Source organism: Clostridia bacterium (assembly GCA_034926675.1).
Classification (GTDB): domain Bacteria; phylum Bacillota; class DTU025; order DTU025; family DTU025; genus JAYFQW01.
The window spans coordinates 73,169-90,868 of sequence record JAYFQW010000001.1; the positions used below are offsets into that span (position 1 = coordinate 73,169).

Genomic DNA, 17,700 nt, shown 5'->3' on the forward strand with positions numbered 1-17,700 from the left:
AAACAGAGACGGTGACATGGGAGGGGGTTGCCCAGATGCACGTTTCTGAGATACGAGGTGTCCTTGTCGCCGTGGTGGTAATGGATGATCGCGATGTGGGAGCGGTCGGCGGCATGGACGATTCCCAGATGGTTGCAGCAGCAAGGCGCGCGTTGGGAGAGGTTGTGCCTGAGAACCTCATCAGAGACATCCTGGTTGGCAGGGAAGGCTCTTCTCTTCATGTGGCCTTCAGCCTGTAGATGGTCAGCATGTTCCTCGTGCTCCTGCGGGTGGAAATGAATACATTTCTCTTCGGAGCTAGGAGGTTTTCCACTCTCGATGTATAACTAACTCAGACGTACAACATCATAGCCAATCCGCTAGGGGAGCCGTATGGGCTGAGAGCGGGCGGCGGCGCGGTCGATCTGCGCTCCTCCGTCCGATACCCTTGAACCTGAAGGCACAGGCGACTGTGCCGTGGGCAATGCCAGCGTAGGGAAGCGGTTAAGCCGTTGCAGGCTGCGGATTTGTCGTGTTCGCGGCCTGTTTTCTTTACTTCGGCTCAGCGGGATGGCCAAGTGGGAGGCGCATGTAATGCCAAGCTCAAAGAGGCCGAGATCGAGCTCAGCCAGTATCATTGCCGAGGTCGGAGTCGCGGCGGCGCTATCTGTGGTTTTGGGCAAGATCGCGGTCTACCGTATGCCCCAGGGGGGGTCTGTTTCGCTGGAGATGGCGCCGATTCTCTTTCTTGCGTTCTACCGTGGAGTCCGTTCGGGGGTGTTGGCCGGGCTGGTCTCCGGTCTCGCCGAGCTGTTCATCGGCGCTACGATTGTCCATCCGGTCCAGGCTGCTCTCGATTACCCAGTGGCCTTTGCAGTCCTAGGGCTTGCCCCCTGGCTTTCACTTGGAAGCGGCGTGCTCCGCACTGTAACTGGGACAATCGCCGCAACTGCTCTTCGCTATCTTGCTCACGTGGTGTCTGGGGTGGTGTTCTTCGCACAGTACGCACCGGAGGGCACTCCAGTATGGCGGTATTCAGCCGTGTACAACGCGACTTTCCTCGGGCCGAAACTGCTAGTATCCCTGGTCGTAGTCGTATACCTCATGCAGAGGGGAGCCTTCAGTGATGGAGCGCGCGCTTACAAGCGAAGACGGCGCTAGGGGTGTGGATGCACTGGTATTCGCCGCAGGGGATTCTGCATGCCGCGATGCCAGGCGCTTTGGGGTTCGCGACCGAGTCACCGTGATATGTGCAGATGCGGGTGTCGAGCGATGCTGCGCGGCGGGTCTGGCGCCGGACATCGTTGTGGGCGATTTCGATTCCGTATGCCCTGCCATCCTCGAGAAGGCGCGCCTCGGAGGCGCTAGGATTGTGCAGCATCCGGTCTGCAAAGACGAAACTGACCTCGATCTGGCCTTGGCTATTGCCATCGAGGTCGGGGCGAGGTCAGTGATCGTAAGCGGGGTCACTGGAGGCCGCATCGACCACACGCTGGCGAATCTCGAGGTATGCATGAGGTATGCCCGAGACGGCCTGCGGCTCTGCGTGGTGGAGGAGTGGGGTGAAGCCTACTTCGTGGCCGGGCGGTCACGAAGTGTTGACATATGCGGTCGGCCGGGCGAGATCGTTACAGTGATGGCCAGTGCACCAGAAGCTCTAGGGGTTCGTACTGCCGGCCTGCTCTACCCGCTTCGAGCGGAGACCCTACCATGGGGTGCGTCCCGCGGCGTGTCCAACCTCATGACGCATGTGCAGGCCACAGTCGAGGCGCGTGAGGGCAACCTCCTCGTCATTCACCTCCTGCATGGTTGACGCTCTCTGGTTCCATGTGTTAGATTTATGCTATCGAAATACTGCAAAGGCTGTGAAGGGGAAGAGTAGGGCCGGGGGCGGCTTTCAGAGAGCGGGGGATGGTGGGAACCCCGTGCAGGTCCGGCCAACAAAATCACCCCTGAGCCGCGCGCTGAAAGTGGGCGAGTAGGCGCAGCCGCGTTCCCCGCGTTACAGGGGATCACCGTTTGAGTGGGCCGGCGTCTGCAGGCGCCAACTGCATACCCGCAGTTAGCTGGCCAAAAGGGTGGTACCACGAGCTTGCCCCTCGTCCCTTGTATGGACGAGGGCGTTTCTTTTTCGCGGTACGGCCCGAACGGGACGTAGATGCAGGCGACAAGGAGGCAGCAGCCAGGCATGTTCAGGAAGGTCGACGCATCAATGGATTTCCCCCGCATGGAGCAGGAAATCCTCAAGCGCTGGCGCGAGGAGCATGTGTTCGAGGAGAGTATGTCGAGGCGGGAAGGTTCCCCGAGGTTCGTGTTCTATGAAGGGCCTCCCACTGCGAATGGCATGCCGCACCCGGGGCATGTGCTCACCAGGGCGATGAAGGACGTAGTCCTTCGCTACAAGACTATGCGCGGGTACCAGGTGAGGAGGAAGGCCGGCTGGGACACTCATGGCCTACCGGTCGAGCTTGAGGTTGAGAAACAGCTGGGCATAAGCGGCAAGCCCCAGATCGAGCAGTACGGCGTCGAGGAGTTCGTGCGCCGCTGCAAAGAGTCGGTCTTCAAGTACGAGCAGGAATGGCGCCGGATGACTGAGCGCTTGGGGTTCTGGGTGGACATGGACGATCCATATGTCACCTATCACGACTCCTACATTGAGTCGGTATGGTGGGCCATCAAGACCATCTGGGACAATGGATTGATGTACCGCGGTCACAAGGTGGTTCCCTACTGCCCTCGGTGCGGAACTGCACTTTCCTCTCATGAGGTTGCGCAGGGCTACCGGGAAGTGACCGAGCCATCGATATTCGTCAGGTTCAGGGTGAGGGGGCAAGACCATGTCTCGTTCCTGGCCTGGACCACCACGCCGTGGACTCTTCCGTCCAACGTCGCACTGGCGGTCTCGCCCGATTTCGAGTATGCCTATGTCGAGGTCAACGGGGAGACCCTGATCTTGGCCCGGGAGCTGGCAGAGTCCAGGATTCACGGGGACTTCGTAATCTCCAAGGTGGTCCGCGGATCTGATCTGCTCGGGATGGAGTATGAACCCCTGTTCTCATTCGCTGAGCCAGATCGGCCTGGGTTCAGGGTGGTGGCCGGCGACTTCGTCACGCTCACTGAGGGCACTGGCATCGTGCACATCGCCCCTGCTTTCGGTGAGGACGACATGCGCGTTGGGCGTGAAAACGGCCTACCTGTGATACAGCTTGTCGACACTCAGGGCAGATTCGACGACCGAGTGACGCCATGGCGCGGGATATTCGTAAAAGAGGCAGATCCGCTCATCATAGATGATCTACGGGCACGAGGCCTTCTGTATGAGGCGATGGATTACACCCACACGTATCCGTTCTGCTGGCGATGCGACACTGCGCTCCTGTATTACGCCCGCAACTCCTGGTTCATTCGCATGTCGGAGGTACGTGACAGGCTCCTCGCCAACAACAAGCAAATCAACTGGGTCCCAGAGCACATCCGAGACGGCAGGTTCGGCAATTTCCTCGAGAACGTGATCGATTGGGCGGTGAGCCGTGAACGGTACTGGGGCACACCTCTTCCCATATGGACCTGTGAGAGCTGTGGAAAGCAGCACGCGGTGGGAAGTGTGGCAGAGCTCAAGAGCATGGCGAAGGCACTGCCTGACCACCTCGAACTGCACAGGCCCTACATCGATCAGGCCATCCTGTCCTGCCCGGATTGTGGAGGCGACATGCGCAGGGCGCCGGAGGTCCTCGATTGCTGGTTCGATTCGGGATCGATGCCATTTGCGCAGTGGCACTATCCCTTCGAGAACCAGGATCTTTTCAGCCAGGCGTTCCCGGCGAGCTTTATCACAGAGGCGGTGGACCAGACCCGTGGGTGGTTCTACACTCTCCTTGCCATATCCACGCTGCTCTTCGACAAGCCGCCTTACGAGAACTGCGTAGTGCTTGGGCTGGTGCTCGACGAGAATGGTCAGAAGATGAGCAAGAGCAAGGGCAACGTAGTGGATGTGTGGAGGCTCTTCGACACTCAGGGAGCCGACGCGACGCGGTGGTACCTGTACACAGTGAACGCTCCATGGAGTCCGACCCGCTTCTACGCAGAAGGCGTAACCGAAGCCATGCGCAAATTCCTGGGCACTCTCTGGAATGTGTACTCCTTCTATGTGCTCTACGCCAACATCGATTCGTTCAGCCCGCAGGAGCATACTGTGCCCCTCGCGGAGCGGCCGCTTATCGACCGGTGGCTGGTGTCTCGCATGAACGGTCTCGTCGGAGAGGTATCTCGTGCGATGGACGGGTATGATATCACTGCTGCGGCGCGCAGGATTGAACAGTTTGTCGGCGATCTCTCCAACTGGTATGTGAGGCGGTGCCGGCGCCGATACTGGGCCGGCGAGATGACTCGCGACAAGGAAGCAGCATATCTTACTCTCCACGAGGCGCTGGTCACCGTAGCGAAACTGGCGGCGCCGTTCACGCCGTTCGTGGCAGAGGAGATATTCACAAATCTCCAGCATGAGCAGGGCAGCGTCCATCTGCAGGACTACCCCGTCGTATGTGCGGGGGCTTGCGATCCCAGCCTGGAGCGTAGGATGGACCTTGCGCGGCAGGTGGTGTACCTTGGCCGTGCCGCCCGCAACGAGGTGAACATCAAGAACAGGCAACCGCTGACTCGGATTGTGGTCTCTGCCACCCCTGACGAGCAGGAAGATATCTTGGCCCTGTCGGATCTCATCGGCGATGAGCTCAACATTCGGGCCATCGATTTCGCGGCCGACATGTCTGAGTTCGTGTCCCATAAGGTGAAGCCCAGGTTCGATCTGCTCGGGCCGAAACACGGCAAGCTCATGAGGGCGATAGCCGCGGCAGTCGCGGAGTCGGATCCGGAGTATCTGGCGGCGGAGGCAGCGGCCGGACGCGAAGTCGCGCTCACCCTCGGCGATGATCAGAGCGTGTCTCTACTTCCCGAGGAGATCAGTGTCGAGACTACTGCTGCCGAGGGCTACCACGTGGAATCGGACGGCGGTCGATCAATCGCTCTGGCCACCGAGATCACCGAAAGCCTCAAGATGGAAGGATTCGCAAGAGAGCTTGTAAACAAGATACAGGCGTCACGCAAGGAGGCCGGGTTCGACATATCCGACAGGATCGTGACCTACCTCGCCGGTGGAGACGACTCAATGCGCGCCGCTGACATTCACAGGGACTACCTCATGGCAGAGACTCTCTCTCTCGACCTTCTGAAGGGAGAGATCGAGGCCGAGTTCGTGCGCGAGTGGGACGTAAATGGCGAGAAGGTGACTATAGGTGTCAGAAGGGTCCGCTGATCTTCACTGCCACACAACTGCATCAGATGGCACATTCACGCCGGGCGAACTCGTGCAGGAGGCCGCCCGGCGCGGTCTGACGGCAATAGCCGTCACCGACCACGATTCTGTGGACGGTGTCGCGGAAGCATCGGCCATGGGTGCGGAGGTTGGCGTATGGGTGGTGCCGGGCGTGGAGATAAGCACAGATCTGGACAATGGAGAGATCCATGTGCTCGGGTACTTCATCAACACGCGGGATGGGCGTCTCTCGGATCTGCTGAGTTCGCAGAGGGAAAGCAGGCATGCCCGGGTGGTGCAGATGATAGGCAAACTCGCTGACCTTGGGGTGCACATTTCGCTCGAGGATGTGATGGCTTGCGCAGGCGACGGCGCACTCGGCAGGCCCCATGTCGCGGCAGCGCTCATCCGAGCAGGATACGTCACATCCTGGGATGACGCCTTCGCTCGCTACATAGGAAGGCATGCCTCGGCATATGTGCGTCGCTCCAAGCTTACGCCTACTGACGCAGTCACCGAGATCTCGGCCGCGGGAGGGGTTTCGGTGCTGGCTCACCCCGGCCTTTCGAACAGGGATGACATGATTCCCCAGCTGGTGCGTGCGGGTCTCGCTGGCATCGAGGCGATCTATCCAGACCACTCCCGCGAGCAGCGTTTGCACTACGAGAGAGTGGCGGCTCAGTATGGGCTGATTGTGACCGGCGGGTCCGATTGCCACGGCCCCCGCTCGAAATCCGGGGTGGTTTTGGGAAAAGCCACTGTGGATCAGTCGGTGGTCGCCTCATTGGCGGCCCGTTCCCGCGCTGTCCTGCAGTGAGTGCTATTGGCTGGCATCAATCAAACAGATGGTGAACAAGAAGCGCCCCCTTGCAGGGGGCGCCGCGTCTGGACAGAGGAGATCGAAAGAACGATGAACTGGTGGCGAGATCAAGCTAGGGGCTCAGACCGCCCGTGTCACTTTTCCAGAGCGAAGGCACCTTGTGCACACCGTGATGCGCATGGACGTGCCGCTAACAATGGCCCTGACCTTGTGAAGGTTAGGATACCACCGACGCCTGGTCTTGATCTCAGAGTGGCTAACACTGTTTCCCGATGTCGGCGCCTTGCCGCATATTGCACACATCTTCGACATGATAATTCCTCCTCGTAAGGCCTGAAACACACGATGTAAATGGTATCACAGGCTGGCGCAGTACGCAAGTGACGCCGAAGAAGGAATACCCAAGAGACGCGCAGAATAAATGAGAGATGTTTGAGCCGAAAAACATGGGTTGTCTTCGAGGTTGGCATTGGAGGTTGCACGATGGGCAAAGAGTTGAGCACCGGGCTGGGTCAGATCACCATGTCTGACGATGCGATCGCCGCCTTGGCCGGCATGGCTGCAACAGAGTGTTACGGCCTTGTCGGCATGGCGTCGCGCACCTTCACAGACGGCATAGCGGAGCTCTTGGGAAGAGAGAACATATCCCGCGGAGTCGAGGTCCACGTGGAGGGCGACGACGTGTGGGTGCATCTTTATATCATTGTTGAGTATGGCACCCGCATCACCGTGGTGGCGGGAAACGTGATGGACAAAGTCAAATACGTGCTTGAAACCAGCACAGGGTTGCATGTGGCAGGGGTCAACATCACGGTCCAGGGCGTTCGAGTGGGTGCGGACGGAAAGGAACGACGCAAGTAATGGCTGGAGCGATGCACAGTCATGGCCCTCAAGTGATGACCCTGGATGGGCAGACCCTTCTTCAGGCATTCGCGGCTGGGGCGGCATGGCTTGGTGAAAATAAGAGTATAATCGACTCACTGAATGTTTTCCCTGTTCCCGACGGAGATACCGGAACGAACATGTACCTCACGGTATCATCTGCGCTGAAAGAGGCGCAGAAAGTGAAGGCCGGCTCCGTCGGATCTGTCGCCGATGCGATAGCGATGGGTTCGCTCATGGGAGCGAGGGGCAACTCAGGCGTCATATTCTCGCAGCTCATGAGGGGATTCTCGAAGAAGCTCCACGGGCTTGCCACGGTCGGTCCCCACGATTTCGCTGCTGCGCTCACCGAGGCATCTTCAGTTGCTTACAAGGCGGTCATGAAGCCAGTTGAGGGCACTATACTTACGGTGGCAAGAATGGGCGCCCGGGCAGGAGTCCAGGCCGCCAGGGACGGAAATGACATTAATGCAGTCCTCGCTGCCGCTCTTCGGCAGGGGGAAGCCACCCTCGAGAAGACTCCAGAGATGCTTCCTACCCTGAAGGAAGCCGGCGTGGTCGATGCGGGTGGAAAGGGGCTCATCATCTTTCTGGAGGGATTCGCCCGTGGGCTTCGCGGCGAATCCGCCGAGGCCATCCTAACAGCAGAAACACGTCCCGGAGCGCAGGTCGCGCCGGAGGTTCCAGCCAAGGCGCATGCAGCAGTAGCGCACGCGCCGAAGCAGAAGATCGAGTTCACATACTGTACCGAGCTGATTGTGCGCGGCACAGAGCTGGACACGGAGGCTATCAAACGGTCTCTGGCTGCTGCGGTGAAGGGTGATTCCACCCTGGTGGTCGGCGGTCCGGATACTGTGAAGGTGCACATGCACACGAATTTCCCAGGCAAGATCCTTGAGGCGTGCGTTGCGCACGGCTCGCTCCATGAGATCCACATCAACAACATGGAGGACCAGAACGAGGAGTTCGCCGCAGTGGGAGGCGCGCAGCCTGAGGGGGCGCCCCTTGCCGCGCCGGTCAAACGTCCGTCTAGGGATATGGGGATTGTGGCCGTAGCATCGGGAGACGGGATCGAGATGATCCTCAAAAGCCTCGGTGTTGACGTGGTCGTAACCGGCGGCCAAACAATGAACCCGAGCATCCAGGATATCGCCGCCGCGGTGCGAACAGCGGGCGCCCGCGAGGTCGTGGTGCTTCCGAACAACGGGAACGTTGTGCTCACCGCCAGGCAGGCCTCTGAAGTCCCAGACATCAGCGATGTTGCTGTGCACGTGGTGCCCACCAAGACCGTGCCTCAAGGGCTAGCTGCGCTTCTCGCAATGTCGCCGTCTGCGCCTACATCTGAGAACGTGGCGAGGATGGTGGATGCCATTGCGAAGGTGAGGAGCGGAGAGATCACCTACGCTGTGCGGGATTCGAAGGCTAACGGGTTCACCATTCATGAGAATGATGTAATAGGCCTGGCGGATGGGACCATCAAGGCAGTTGGACAGGATCTCGGCGAGGTCTTCCGGGAGCTTTTCGGAGCGATGCACTCAAGCGAGGACGAGATCGTCACCGTACTATATGGGGCGGGAGTCACTGAAGCGGAAGCGGAGGCGCTTGTTGAGGCCATGCGGGAGCAGTACTCCGATATCGAATTCGAGCTTCAATACGGTGGGCAGCCACTGTATTTTTACCTCGTGTCGGTTGAGTGAGGAGGTAAACAGTCGTTATGACAAGAATCGCTATTGTCACTGACAGCAGCTCCGATCTTACGCTCGACATCTGCAAAGAGAACAACATAGCCATGGTTCCACTCACTGTGCACTTCGGATCGGAGAGCTACATCGACAGGGTGGAGATCACAAGCGCTCAGTTCTTCGAGAAGCTTGTGGCGAGCTCAGTGATGCCCAAGACCAGTCAGCCATCGCCTGCGGATTTCGAGAAGGTCTACAGACAGATCCTAGAGGACCACGACTACGTATTCTCTGTGCACATCTCATCCAGTATGAGCGGAACCTGCCAGAGTGCAATGATAGCAGCTGAGGCCGTCAATCCCGGGTCCATCGAAGTGATCGATGGGCGTGCAGTCTCCCTTGTGACCGGCCTGATGGTTCTGAGCGCCGCTGAGGGCGTTCGGGCTGGGGAAAGCGTGGAGGAGATTCGCAACCGCATTCACTTCGTGATGGACAACTTCGGACTGTACTGGACCCTCGATACTCTTGAATACCTGCGAAAAAATGGGCGCATCGGCCGCGCCACTGCGTTCATCGGAGGCTTGCTATCAATCAAGCCGATCATGTCGATCACCGATGGAGAGATATCCGGAGTGGAGAGAGTTCGCGGCGTCAGCAGGGTGTTTCCACGCATCATCGAGCTGATGGAGGCCGACATCGCACCGGGATCGCCCATCGATGTGGTGGTTCTTCACGCCGCAGACGAGGTTCAGGGCTGCCAGTGGATGAACGAGGTCAAGTCGAGGTTCAACTGTCGACGGCTGTGGCTCACTGAGTGCGGTCCCATCGTTGGTACGCACGCAGGCCCTGGCACCATGGCTGTGGCCTGGCGCCCCAGCATTATTAAGTAGCATGAGGGTCATAGCTGGCGCAGCGAAAGGCCGACGACTGGCATCTCCATCTGGCAGGTCCACCAGACCCACATCAGACAGAGTGAAGGAATCGGTCTTTGGAATCCTCGGCGATCTCGTTGAGGGTTCGTGTGTGCTTGACTTATACGCAGGCGCGGGTTCACTTGGAATCGAGGCGCTTTCGAGGGGCGCATCGAACTGCGTATTCGTGGATCACGACAGGACAGCGTGCGACGCCATAAGGCGCAACCTCGATGTGCTGGGTATGCTCTCTAGGGGCACGATCGTTCGCGATGATGTGGAACGCTTCATCAGGCGCGGAGCTCTTGGGAGAATGTATGGCATTGTGTTTGCTGATCCACCATATGAAATGGACAGCCTTTCGGAGCTCCTGAACCTGATGAATGGCACGGGGATTCTTTCCGAGCGGGCAGTGATCGTGCTCGAATACTCATCTCGGGCGGGGGCCATCCGCAGTGACGGCCCTCTCGAGTGCGTGAGACAGGAATCCTACGGAGATACACGAGTCTCTTTTCATAGGCTGTCGTCGGAGGGATGATAGTTGACCGTAGCGATATGCCCAGGCAGCTTCGATCCGATCACCATGGGCCACATCGACATTATCAAGCGAGCCGCAGCCATATACGACAGGGTGATCGTCGCGATACTTGAGAACTCGGGCAAGGCCCACCTTTTCTCCATTGAGGAACGGCTCGAGATGCTCCGAACAGCCTGCGCTCATATTCCCAACGTTGAGGTGGATCATTTCGAAGGTCTTCTCGTCGACTATGCGAGGTCGAGAGGATCTCGCCTGGTTGTGAAAGGCCTTCGCGCAGTATCCGACTTCGAACTGGAGTTTACAATGGCCCTCATGAACAGAAGACTCGACCCATCGCTGGAGACTGTCTTTGTTGCGACATCGTCAGAGTATTCTTTCCTGAGTTCCAGCATGGTGAAGGAAGTCGCCCGACTCGGAGGGGACGTCCGCGGGCTGGTGCCTGACTCGCTGTTGGCGCGCGTGCAGGCGCGTTGCATGGAAAAGGGCAGGTGATATCGTGGTCAAGCAGTCGGTGGTAGAGTGCCTCGACAAGATGGAGAGCATCATCGAGTCTGCAAGCAAGGTTCCCCTATCAAGCAAGCGCGTCGTGGACGGAGTCGAACTCCTAGAGCTTATCGACAAGGTCAGAATCGCTCTCCCTGAGGAGATACGACAGGCGGAGACGCTCATAGCAGAACGGAACAGGATAGCATATGAGACGCCATATCCTGAGTCCGCAGCCCCACGCCAGGCGTCTGCCTTCAGCGAGGCCTTGGCCGATGCCAGAGAAGAGGCCGGCCGGATCGTCGAGGAGGCGAGGAGAGAGGCTGCGGAAGTGCGCTCCGGCGCGGATGAGTATGCGGAGTCCACACTGTCTTCTCTCGAGGATACTCTGGAGAAGACGGCCGCGGTGGTGCGCAAGGGAATCGAGGAACTGGGACGACGAAACCAAGGGCCGGTCCAGGGGCGTCCCAGCTAGACTCGCCCTGCCAAGAACGGGGTCAGCGGCGGACCCGGAAGGCAGTGTATCGAGGCTTCGCGAGAGCCGCGAGCACAACTGTTGCTGCTGCGCCGAACCCCATGAGCTTTCCGAGGCTTGCGCATGAGTTCAGGAGCGTTGACACGAAACCCGGATACGTGTATGCTGCCCCGACCGCGAGTACGGTATTGTCGGCGAGAGGCCAGATTCGCATGAGCACAATTGCTGCCGCCCCGGCGAGGGCGGCGTGCACAGTTCGGGCCGCTAGGTAGGGAGTCAGCCGGACATCAGTGCCGAACACCATGCTGGCGACCTGCGCGAACACTGAGAGGCCGCTCCATGCGATTATGGCGCTGGTTGCTACAACTCTCTGGGCGATGGGGGCGGCTGCGCGGCTCGCGAGTTCGGAGCCTATTGTGATCTCGAAGAAGCCGCTTACGAGCGGGGAGATGATCTTGTTCGACACTCCGAGCGGCGACAGGATCGCCGCTATGGGCGCTGATATCAGCTCGGTTCCGTGGAACACTGCGAGAACACGGACGATGACGGAGAAGACCATGATGCATCCTCCCACGAGGAGGAGGGTGTTCACTGATTCCCTGATGGAATCCCCGAATATCTGCCCAAAGGAACGGCTATCCTGTTTTCGTGCTGTGTACAGCTCATGGGCAGCCCTTGACAGCAGGGACTCGCCGCGGCGATAGAGTTCGGTGGGCCTTTCGTCTTCAGCCCTGCCGTAGAACTTGAGCAGGAACCCCAGGAGTATCGCCGATATGTAGTGAGACGCGGCCAAGAGCGGACCGAGACGTGGTGCGTGGAACATCCCAACGGCCACGGCGCCTGCCATGAACAGAGGGTCCGCGGTGTTTGTGAAAGAGACTAGCCTCTCTGCTTCCACGCGGGAGCAGAGGCCCTCGCGGCGGAGCCTTGCAGTTATCCGTGCTCCCATTGGGTATCCTGAGGCTAGCCCCATGGCCAGGGCGAAGGCGCCTACCCCTGGAGAGCCGAAGAGGGGCCGCATGAGCGGTTCGAGGAGTGCGCCTATGAAATGGACGACTCCGAGGCCCATCAGGACCTCAGATGCTACGAAGAACGGCAGTAGCGCGGGAAACACGATTTCCCACCACACGCGTAGGCCATCGAGGGATGCTCGGAAGGACACCTCTGGAAGTGCGATTATGGCGATGGTGATCAGCGCGGCGAATGAAGCTGCTGCGTACACGCTTCTTCGCCTTGGTTCGAGGCGCGTTCTCATGTGAATTCCACTCCCTTCGGCGCGACGGGTCGTCCTCGTATCTATATTTGCAGCCCGGTGTGCGTATGCTGAAGGAGTTTCGTGAGAGCGGTAGAATAGAAATCGATATGGTTCCGACGGGGGGCTGGATCGTCGATGATAGGATCACCCGCGTCTACGAGGATACATCTGGGTCGAACAGTGCTGCTGGCGTTGCTGGCGGCATCCTGTGTCAGCGGGGCGGTGATCGCTCTCGTGCCGGGGCGCGTGTGCGCCGCAGAGAACAAGGCGCCAGCGCAGACTTTGCGAAAGGGCGACCGAGGAGAGTATGTGTGCGAGTTGCAGGAGTACCTCAGCCTTGCCGGGTGTCTTAAAGGCGTATCAGATGGGGTGTTTGGCCCTGCTACCCACAGCGCGGTCGTGAAGTTCCAGTCGGACCATGGTATACTGGCAGATGGAATCGTGGGCCCCATGACGTGGGCTGCCCTGGCTAAGGGGACCGGGCCGAAGGAGTCTCGCTCCTACGTGGTGGCGCAGGGCGACACCATGTACGGTATCGCCAAAAAGTTCGGAGTGAGTGTTGAGGCGATAGCTTCTGCGTCCGGGGTTGCCAAGCCGGAGATGATTCGTCCTGGCCAGAAGCTAGTCATACCGGTGTCATCGTCCGCCTCATCTAGGGCTCAGTCAGGCCGTGGGAATGTGGAGTTGCTTGCGTGGGCTGATGCTGCCAAAGTCTTTGTGAGCAGGGCCACGATTACTGACGTAGCCAGCGGGCTTTCCTTCAATGTGCAGAGGCGCGGTGGGCACAACCATGCCGACGCGGAGCCTCTCACGGCGGCGGATACTGAAGTCTTCCGGAGAATCGTGGGCGGCGCCTGGTCGTGGGAGCGGAGGGCCGTGATTGTAACCGTCGGCGTTCGCAGGATCGCTGCTTCGATCAACTGCTGTCCCCATGGTGGGCAGGCGATCCGGGGCAACGGCTTCGATGGGCACTTCTGCGTGCATTTCCTGGGGTCGCGCACTCATGCCAGTGACTTGGTGGATCCGGATCATCAGCGTATGGTCCGTGTGGCCGCGGGCAGGTAGAGATGCCGTTCGCACCTGACGTTGGTTCGCGTTTCGCAACATGGCGCAGGCCATGTTTTCTTTTTGAACGCTGAGGAGGTCTATGTTCGATGAAGATTCTGGTCGTCAATTGCGGCAGTTCGTCGGTGAAGTATCAGCTTTTCGACATGTCGGATGAGTCGTGCCTCGCCCGCGGAGGAGTGGAGAGAGTCGGGACGCCAGAGGCTTTCCTGGTCCATCGGCCGAACGGAAAAGGAAAGACTCAACTCAAGGTGGACGCGCCCGATCACGAGCGTGCCCTAGACGCTGTCTTCCGGGCTTTGGTCGATCCAGCGATAGGTGTGATCGGCGATCTCTCGGAGATATCCTCCATAGGCCACAGGGTTGTTCACGGAGGAGAGAGATTTGCCGGATCGGTGCTGATCGATTCCGAAGTGATGCAGGCCTTGATCGACTGCCAGGATCTGGCGCCGCTTCACAACCCCCCGAACATCATGGGCATCGAGGCGTGCAGGCGGCTCATGCCAAGTCTTCCCATGGTGGGAGTGTTCGACACGGCGTTCCATCAGACCATGCCAAAAGAGGCTTTCATGTACGCGCTTCCGTACGAGATGTACAGAAAGTACGGTGTGAGGCGCTACGGATTCCATGGCACGTCCCATAGGTACGTGGCCGGGCGGGCCGCTGGCCTCCTTGGGCGACCAATTGAGGAGATTAGCATCGCAACTTGCCATCTTGGCAACGGCTCGAGCGTCGCTGCTGTCAAAGGCGGCAAGTCGATCGATACGAGCATGGGTTTCACACCCCTAGAAGGGCTCGTCATGGGAACGCGGTCAGGCGACATCGATCCTGCGATCGTGTCCTTCCTCTGCGAGAAACTCGGCAAGAGCGCAAGTGAAGTGGTCCTTGGCTACCTGAACAAGAAGTCCGGGGTGTTGGGGCTTTCTGGTGGACTGTCCAATGATTTTCGCGATCTCGAGGAGGCCGCTTCGAAAGGCCACGAGCTTGCTCAGCTTGCGCTGGATGTGTTCGCCTACAGGGTGGCGAAGTACATTGGGGCGTATGCTGTTGCCATGGGCGCTCTGGATGGCATCGTCTTTACGGCCGGAGTCGGCCAGAACTCCGGGGATATGCGAAGGCGCATATGCGACAGGCTTGGATTCTTTGGGGTCCGGCTCGACGTGGAGAAGAATACATCGAGAAGTGTTGAGCAGATAATATCCCTGCCCGGATCGGGTGTTGCTGTCATGGTGATCCCGACCGATGAGGAGATAACTATAGCTCGGGATACCGCGGAGCTTGTCGGCAAGCTGCGGTCTGGGTCCTGACAGAGGTGGATCTGATGCGCATTGACGTGGAGTCACTTCGAGGGGAGAAAGGCGCCTCTGTGTCCCTCGACCTCGTGGAGGAGTTCCTTCCCCTCGATCTTCAGCGTTCGGAGATTAGATTCATGGAGCCTTTGCGCTTCGTTGGGCAGGCGACTAATACAGGTCAGAGGATCGTGATCACGGGCTACGCGACCGGGCGTGGAACGGCCACTTGCGACAGGTGCCTGGGAGAGTTCACAATGGATTTCCATGTCCCTTTCGCTGAGTCGTACTACAGGCGAGATGAAGCCCCATCTGCCGTGGACGAAGATGAGGGAGTCTACGATGGCGAAGTGATTGACATTGGGCCGGAGGTTGAGAAGGCCATCCTGCTTTCGCTGCCGTTCAGGATAGTCTGCAAGGAGGAGTGCCGTGGGCTGTGTCCCACGTGTGGAAAGGACCTTAACCTTGGCGAATGTGGGTGCGCCGGCAATGATCGCGTTTGAGGATCGGCGGGGTCTTGCCTCGCTGAGCGAAGAATAGTACAATAGGAAAGCTTGACGTTTTCCATTAGACTAGGGGGTGGGGAGGTTTTTCGGGGCATCTGCCAAGCGAGCCTCGAATAAACCGGAATCATGGCTAATCCAAAGCAGCGATTCGGAAAGTCGCGCACTCGCAAGCGCAGAGCTAACTGGAAGGCCGAAGCCCCTTCTCTCTCCGTGTGTCCGCAGTGCAAGAAACCAAAACTCCCTCACACTGTGTGTGCGGAGTGCGGATACTACAATGGCCGAGAAGTCATCGTAGTGGCAGAGTAGCGAGGGCAAAAGCAGGTTGAGCGGATTCACTCGGACTGCCACAGGTTCGGGCGAACCCGCTCTAAGCTTTTTATGGGGGAGTGTTCAATGCGCATAGCCGTTGATGTCATGGGCGGCGATCTGGGGCCGCGCGGGATGGTGGCAGGCGCTGCAAGGGCATTCGAAGAGTATGGTTCCGACATGATACTCGTAGGCGATGAGCGCATCATCCGCAGCGAGCTTCGCGAGCTGGGAAAGAGTGAATCACCCCTCGAGATCATGCATGCGCCGGAATCCATTTCCATGGATGAGGATCCGCTCTCAGCCGTGAGGCACAAGCGCGATTCCTCACTGGTAGTTGGGGCCAGGTTGGTGAGAGATGGGTCAGCCGGGGCCCTGGTGTCGGCTGGGAGCACAGGCGCATTGGTCGCCGCGGGTCCGCTTGTTGTGGGGCGGATTCCCGGCGTCGCCAGGCCTGCTTTGGCTACGCCCATTCCAACCACGGGAAACCCCTGCGTCATGCTTGACGTGGGAGCAAACCCGGAGTGTAGGCCAGAGCACCTGCTTCAGTTCGCCGTCTTGGGGGCGGCCTACGCAGCATCGGTTTTTCACATCGAGAGGCCCAGGGTTGGCCTCCTCTCCAACGGCGCCGAGGCTTCGAAGGGAAACGCAGTGACCGTGGCAGCCCACAAGATGCTTGAGGACCAGTCCAGGCTGGAGTTTGTGGGCAACGTGGAGAGCCGTCTCTTGCTGCAGGGTGTGGCAGATGTGATCGTGACGGATGGATTCACCGGGAACATAGCCTTGAAGCTCATGGAAGGGGTCGGGCTCACCATATTCGAAATGGTGCGCGAGGCTGCGGCTTCGAGCATGCGCGCCAAAGTCGGCGGGCTGCTCATGAAACCCGCACTTCGGAGTGTAAAGGCCCGGATGGACTACTCGGAGTATGGAGGGGCGCCTCTTCTCGGCCTCTCTGGATTGCTGGTCAAGGCGCACGGCAGTTCTAACGCGAAGGCTTTTGCGAACGCGATACGCGTTGCGGGCGAGGCAATGGATTCAGGGCTCACGCTCCGCATGCGCGAGGGAATCGGGAACCTCGGAGCCATTCCCGAGGCCGAGTAGGCGGTTTTCTCGGAAGATGTGCATCAGCGCTGACTTGAACAAGATTCGGTTACCCGATAATATGAGTACAAACGCGCGCACGCGGAGGTGTTGATGATGACGGAGTCTGAGGTCATGGCAAAGGTGCGTGAGATCGTCGCCGACAAGCTCGGCATCCCTGAGGAGGAGATCCTTCCGGAGTCGAGCTTCATCGAGGATCTTGGCGCTGATTCGCTTTACCTGAACGAGATCGTGTACGATCTTGAGGAGGAGTTCTCCATTAGGGTTCCAGATGCGGACTTCGATTCCCTCAGAACAGTGGGTCAGGCTGTTGCCTACATACTGGAACGTGTCTCAAACAGGTGATGACCGTGGCCTGGTAGAGGCCACTATAGGCTGCCATTTCGGCGATTCCGGACTCCTGGTCCGCGCCCTTACTCACACTTCCTACGCCTCTGAGCACGGGCTGGAGCGCTCTGAATCTAACGAACGCCTTGAGTATCTGGGTGATGCTATCCTCAAGGCAGTAGTTGCAGGGGAACTGGTTCGGGTTATGGGAGATGCTGATGAGGGCAAGCTCTCGAAAGTATCCGCTCAGGTCGTGAGTGGGCTCTCGCTTGCACGCGTGGCGAGAGAGATGGGGCTCGACGCCCACGTGAGGCTTGGCCACGGCGAGGAGAGCACCGGCGGCCGAACGCGGACTCGGAACTTGGCTGGGGTGATGGAAGCCGTGATAGGGGCTCTCTACCTCGACTCTGGATTCGAGCACGCCAGGGCCTTCATCGTCAGAGCCATGTCGCCTACCATTGAGGCGGTCATGTTGGGGCCAGCTAGCGACTATAAGACTGCTCTTCAGGAAGAGGTGCAGGGCGGTCCCTTGGGTGCGATATCATATCGAATCGTAAGAGCCGAGGGCCCACCTCACAGGCCATGTTTCACGGCAGAGGCGCTCATCGGAGAGGCGATAGCCGGCTCTGGGGAGGGGTCTAGCAAGCGCCAGGCGGAGCAGGAGGCCGCAAGATCCGCTCTGGCCTCACTGCTCGATGCGTCGTCACATCGGGATTCGTAACGCGAGCCATCCGCGAATACCTGCAGGGACGTCCAAATATGATTCAGATAGG

General features: G+C 59.1%; 20 protein-coding genes and 1 riboswitch. Of the genes, 18 read left to right on the forward strand and 2 right to left on the reverse strand.

The features are described from left to right. The first annotated feature begins 35 nt into the window (after positions 1-35). From VB144_00325 to VB144_00345, 5 genes are all read left to right on the forward strand, one after another. Positions 36-239, forward strand: coding sequence for a hypothetical protein (locus VB144_00325; protein ID MEA4882102.1), 204 nt, complete (start codon positions 36-38; stop codon positions 237-239). 112 nt (positions 240-351) lie between these two features. Continuing rightward, a riboswitch (TPP riboswitch) is annotated at positions 352-495 on the forward strand. A gap of 78 nt (positions 496-573) precedes the next feature. Then, positions 574-1,140: an energy-coupled thiamine transporter ThiT gene (gene thiT / locus VB144_00330; protein MEA4882103.1), complete on the forward strand. Its 567-nt coding sequence runs from the start codon at positions 574-576 to the stop codon at positions 1,138-1,140. Further along, positions 1,106-1,792 carry a thiamine diphosphokinase gene (locus VB144_00335; protein MEA4882104.1) on the forward strand — a complete coding sequence of 229 codons (687 nt, stop codon included), beginning with the start codon at positions 1,106-1,108 and terminating at the stop codon, positions 1,790-1,792. The genes thiT and VB144_00335 overlap by 35 nt, the downstream gene beginning before the upstream one ends. A gap of 375 nt (positions 1,793-2,167) precedes the next feature. After that, the gene (gene ileS, locus VB144_00340; GenBank protein ID MEA4882105.1) at positions 2,168-5,290 is read left to right on the forward strand and encodes an isoleucine--tRNA ligase; all 3,123 of its coding nucleotides are present in this window, start codon (positions 2,168-2,170) and stop codon (positions 5,288-5,290) included. Continuing rightward, complete coding sequence (locus VB144_00345; GenBank protein MEA4882106.1) at positions 5,271-6,107, forward strand: PHP domain-containing protein; 837 nt, start codon at positions 5,271-5,273, stop codon at positions 6,105-6,107. The genes ileS and VB144_00345 overlap by 20 nt, the downstream gene beginning before the upstream one ends. Before the next feature lie 123 nt (positions 6,108-6,230). Here the strand turns inward: VB144_00345 and rpmB are convergent, their stop codons facing one another. Next, the gene (gene rpmB, locus VB144_00350; GenBank protein MEA4882107.1) at positions 6,231-6,422 is read right to left on the reverse strand and encodes a 50S ribosomal protein L28; all 192 of its coding nucleotides are present in this window, start codon (positions 6,420-6,422) and stop codon (positions 6,231-6,233) included. Positions 6,423-6,593: 171 nt separating this feature from the next. Here rpmB and VB144_00355 point away from each other — a divergent pair, with 171 nt between their 5' ends. From VB144_00355 to VB144_00380, 6 genes are read left to right on the forward strand one after another with little or no spacing between them, the layout of a single operon-like run. Further along, the gene (locus VB144_00355) at positions 6,594-6,971 is read left to right on the forward strand and encodes an Asp23/Gls24 family envelope stress response protein (GenBank protein ID MEA4882108.1); all 378 of its coding nucleotides are present in this window, start codon (positions 6,594-6,596) and stop codon (positions 6,969-6,971) included. Further along, positions 6,971-8,689 (forward strand): DAK2 domain-containing protein, encoded by a 1,719-nt coding sequence (locus tag VB144_00360; GenBank protein ID MEA4882109.1) that lies wholly within the window; start codon positions 6,971-6,973, stop codon positions 8,687-8,689. Before VB144_00355 ends, VB144_00360 begins: the two co-directional genes overlap by 1 nt. Before the next feature lie 17 nt (positions 8,690-8,706). Further along, positions 8,707-9,561 carry a DegV family protein gene (locus VB144_00365; protein ID MEA4882110.1) on the forward strand — a complete coding sequence of 285 codons (855 nt, stop codon included), beginning with the start codon at positions 8,707-8,709 and terminating at the stop codon, positions 9,559-9,561. 1 nt (position 9,562) lies between these two features. Next, positions 9,563-10,120 (forward strand): 16S rRNA (guanine(966)-N(2))-methyltransferase RsmD, encoded by a 558-nt coding sequence (gene rsmD, locus VB144_00370; protein MEA4882111.1) that lies wholly within the window; start codon positions 9,563-9,565, stop codon positions 10,118-10,120. A 3-nt stretch (positions 10,121-10,123) separates the two neighbouring features. Further along, entirely contained in the window at positions 10,124-10,612 is a 489-nt protein-coding gene (gene coaD, locus VB144_00375) for a pantetheine-phosphate adenylyltransferase (protein ID MEA4882112.1), read from the forward strand. Positions 10,613-10,616: 4 nt separating this feature from the next. After that, positions 10,617-11,078 (forward strand): hypothetical protein, encoded by a 462-nt coding sequence (locus VB144_00380; GenBank protein ID MEA4882113.1) that lies wholly within the window; start codon positions 10,617-10,619, stop codon positions 11,076-11,078. 22 nt (positions 11,079-11,100) lie between these two features. Here VB144_00380 and ylbJ read toward each other — a convergent pair whose 3' ends face one another. Beyond that, complete coding sequence (gene ylbJ, locus VB144_00385) at positions 11,101-12,333, reverse strand: sporulation integral membrane protein YlbJ (protein MEA4882114.1); 1,233 nt, start codon at positions 12,331-12,333, stop codon at positions 11,101-11,103. Positions 12,334-12,468: 135 nt separating this feature from the next. Between ylbJ and VB144_00390 the strand changes: the two genes are divergently transcribed. From VB144_00390 to rnc, 7 genes are all read left to right on the forward strand, one after another. Next, positions 12,469-13,398: a peptidoglycan-binding protein gene (locus tag VB144_00390; GenBank protein MEA4882115.1), complete on the forward strand. Its 930-nt coding sequence runs from the start codon at positions 12,469-12,471 to the stop codon at positions 13,396-13,398. An 89-nt stretch (positions 13,399-13,487) separates the two neighbouring features. Further along, positions 13,488-14,705 (forward strand): acetate kinase, encoded by a 1,218-nt coding sequence (locus VB144_00395; GenBank protein MEA4882116.1) that lies wholly within the window; start codon positions 13,488-13,490, stop codon positions 14,703-14,705. Positions 14,706-14,719: 14 nt separating this feature from the next. Next, positions 14,720-15,190 carry a DUF177 domain-containing protein gene (locus VB144_00400; GenBank protein MEA4882117.1) on the forward strand — a complete coding sequence of 157 codons (471 nt, stop codon included), beginning with the start codon at positions 14,720-14,722 and terminating at the stop codon, positions 15,188-15,190. Positions 15,191-15,319: 129 nt separating this feature from the next. After that, positions 15,320-15,499: a 50S ribosomal protein L32 gene (gene rpmF / locus VB144_00405; GenBank protein ID MEA4882118.1), complete on the forward strand. Its 180-nt coding sequence runs from the start codon at positions 15,320-15,322 to the stop codon at positions 15,497-15,499. An 87-nt stretch (positions 15,500-15,586) separates the two neighbouring features. Continuing rightward, the gene (gene plsX, locus VB144_00410; protein ID MEA4882119.1) at positions 15,587-16,600 is read left to right on the forward strand and encodes a phosphate acyltransferase PlsX; all 1,014 of its coding nucleotides are present in this window, start codon (positions 15,587-15,589) and stop codon (positions 16,598-16,600) included. Positions 16,601-16,696: 96 nt separating this feature from the next. Then, positions 16,697-16,945, forward strand: a complete 249-nt coding sequence (gene acpP, locus VB144_00415; protein MEA4882120.1) for an acyl carrier protein — start codon at positions 16,697-16,699, stop codon at positions 16,943-16,945. Continuing rightward, the gene (gene rnc / locus VB144_00420; GenBank protein MEA4882121.1) at positions 16,911-17,648 is read left to right on the forward strand and encodes a ribonuclease III; all 738 of its coding nucleotides are present in this window, start codon (positions 16,911-16,913) and stop codon (positions 17,646-17,648) included. Before acpP ends, rnc begins: the two co-directional genes overlap by 35 nt. Positions 17,649-17,700 lie beyond the last annotated feature (52 nt).

Coding starts and splice junctions, on each gene's coding strand:
- VB144_00365 (MEA4882110.1), top strand. CDS start 8,707: ATGACAAGAATCGCTATTGTCACTGACAGCAGCTCCGATCTTACGCTC.
- ileS (MEA4882105.1), top strand. CDS start 2,168: ATGTTCAGGAAGGTCGACGCATCAATGGATTTCCCCCGCATGGAGCAG.
- VB144_00390 (MEA4882115.1), top strand. CDS start 12,469: ATGATAGGATCACCCGCGTCTACGAGGATACATCTGGGTCGAACAGTG.
- VB144_00335 (MEA4882104.1), top strand. CDS start 1,106: ATGGAGCGCGCGCTTACAAGCGAAGACGGCGCTAGGGGTGTGGATGCA.
- acpP (MEA4882120.1), top strand. CDS start 16,697: ATGACGGAGTCTGAGGTCATGGCAAAGGTGCGTGAGATCGTCGCCGAC.
- rpmB (MEA4882107.1), bottom strand. CDS start 6,422: ATGTCGAAGATGTGTGCAATATGCGGCAAGGCGCCGACATCGGGAAAC.
- VB144_00325 (MEA4882102.1), top strand. CDS start 36: ATGCACGTTTCTGAGATACGAGGTGTCCTTGTCGCCGTGGTGGTAATG.
- thiT (MEA4882103.1), top strand. CDS start 574: ATGCCAAGCTCAAAGAGGCCGAGATCGAGCTCAGCCAGTATCATTGCC.
- plsX (MEA4882119.1), top strand. CDS start 15,587: ATGCGCATAGCCGTTGATGTCATGGGCGGCGATCTGGGGCCGCGCGGG.
- VB144_00355 (MEA4882108.1), top strand. CDS start 6,594: ATGGGCAAAGAGTTGAGCACCGGGCTGGGTCAGATCACCATGTCTGAC.
- ylbJ (MEA4882114.1), bottom strand. CDS start 12,333: ATGAGAACGCGCCTCGAACCAAGGCGAAGAAGCGTGTACGCAGCAGCT.
- VB144_00400 (MEA4882117.1), top strand. CDS start 14,720: ATGCGCATTGACGTGGAGTCACTTCGAGGGGAGAAAGGCGCCTCTGTG.
- VB144_00395 (MEA4882116.1), top strand. CDS start 13,488: ATGAAGATTCTGGTCGTCAATTGCGGCAGTTCGTCGGTGAAGTATCAG.
- VB144_00360 (MEA4882109.1), top strand. CDS start 6,971: ATGGCTGGAGCGATGCACAGTCATGGCCCTCAAGTGATGACCCTGGAT.
- rpmF (MEA4882118.1), top strand. CDS start 15,320: ATGGCTAATCCAAAGCAGCGATTCGGAAAGTCGCGCACTCGCAAGCGC.
- rsmD (MEA4882111.1), top strand. CDS start 9,563: ATGAGGGTCATAGCTGGCGCAGCGAAAGGCCGACGACTGGCATCTCCA.